The sequence below is a fragment of the Herbaspirillum lusitanum P6-12 genome (assembly GCF_000256565.1).
Taxonomy (GTDB): domain Bacteria; phylum Pseudomonadota; class Gammaproteobacteria; order Burkholderiales; family Burkholderiaceae_D; genus Herbaspirillum; species Herbaspirillum lusitanum.
On record NZ_AJHH01000443.1, the window covers coordinates 1 to 1,442 of the forward strand.

General features: G+C 61.7%; 3 protein-coding genes. 2 read left to right on the forward strand and 1 reads right to left on the reverse strand.

The genetic code is table 11. The annotated features are described in order from the left end of the window. Positions 1-355 (forward strand): LysR substrate-binding domain-containing protein (locus HLUSI_RS0114170; RefSeq protein ID WP_016834591.1); only part of this gene is annotated, 355 nt, incomplete at its 5' end. 72 nt (positions 356-427) lie between these two features. Continuing rightward, entirely contained in the window at positions 428-1,054 is a 627-nt protein-coding gene (locus tag HLUSI_RS0114175) for a trimeric intracellular cation channel family protein (RefSeq protein ID WP_016834592.1), read from the forward strand. Between the two features lie 123 nt (positions 1,055-1,177). Here the strand turns inward: HLUSI_RS0114175 and HLUSI_RS0114180 are convergent. Next, positions 1,178-1,442, reverse strand: a 265-nt coding sequence (locus tag HLUSI_RS0114180; RefSeq protein WP_029363526.1) for a GGDEF domain-containing protein, incomplete at its 5' end; no start/stop codon positions are given.

Below are 1,442 nucleotides of genomic sequence, written 5' to 3' on the forward strand. Positions count from 1 at the left end.
CTGGAAGCGCACTGCCCGCAACAAACGCCAGTTCATCGGTTACGGCGAAGCGTTGCAAGGCGGCCCGCACCAAGCCTGGCTGGCGCAGTACGCCGACGGCGCCCCCTACGTCATGACCGCCAATGATTTTTCCCTGTTGCACCAGGCTTGCCGCGCCGGGCTCGGCCTGACCATCCTGCCCCACTTCATCGCGCGCGGCGACGCCGAACTGACCGGGTTCGACAGCGGCCAGCCGCCGTGGCAGCGTGAGTTGTGGCTCACCGTGCATCCCGACCTGCGCCGCTCTCCGCGCGTGCAACGCATCGCCGAGCTGGTGGCGGAGATCGTGCAGGAGCGGCAGGACTTGCTGGCGTGATCCGAACGTGAGGCGGTGCAGAACCGGACATCTCCGGTATTCTTTGATCATGACAAAACGAGGCCAACGCCGATGCTGCTATACACCATCTACCTGATCGCCATCTCCGCCGAAGCCATGTCGGGCGCCATCATGGGCATCCGCCGCGAGATGGACCTGTTCGGCATCTGTCTCATCGGCACGGTCGCCGCGCTCGGCGGCGGCACCGTGCGCGACATATTGATCGGCCACTATCCGCTGGGATGGGTGGCGCATCCGGAATACCTCGCCTTCACCATCTGCGCCGCTGTCGTCACGGCCGTGGCCGCGCGCAAGATGCATCATTTCAAATCCGCCTTCCTGGTCGTCGACGCGCTCGGCCTGGTCGCCTTCACCATCATCGGCTGCGACATCGCGCGCGGCTTCGCGCATTTCAATCCCTTTGTCGTGGTGATATTCGGCATGATCACCGGCGTCTTCGGCGGCCTGTTGCGCGACGTGCTGTGCAATGAAATCCCGCTGGTGCTGCAACGCGAAGTGTATGCCAGCGTCTCGCTCGTTACGGGCGGCTTGTACGTCGGAATGCTATGGCTGAACATCGACGCATCGGTGTCGACGCTGACGGCGCTGGGCGTGGGATTTCTGTTCCGGCTGCTGGCGATCCGCTATCACTGGACGCTGCCGAAATTCAACGACAAGGACATTCGCGGTTTCGAATAAATCCTTCTCTGGAGAAAACGCCTGCGCGGCGCAACCGCTATTCCTGAAACCAAATCGATGGGACGGCCGGCGGCAATAGCTGTGTGCCGGACCATCCCGCAAGACTCTGCTGCTACGTCAGAATCAGGATGTAATCTCGGTATTTTGAGGCGCAGCGTCGCTGGGTGTTGGTCTTTCCGTCATCGGTCTGTTCAAACAGGAAATCCGATTCTGTCCTTCTGACTTGGCCATCTGCAACGCGCTGTCGGCACGCTGCAAGAGGTCATCCATTTTCTTGTCGCCGTGCTCACTGACGGCGACGCCCACGCAGATGGTGAAAGGCGGCAGATTGTCGCTGCGATCTTCGGCGATGCCGCGACGCAGTTTTTCGGCGATGATCATCGCGGGG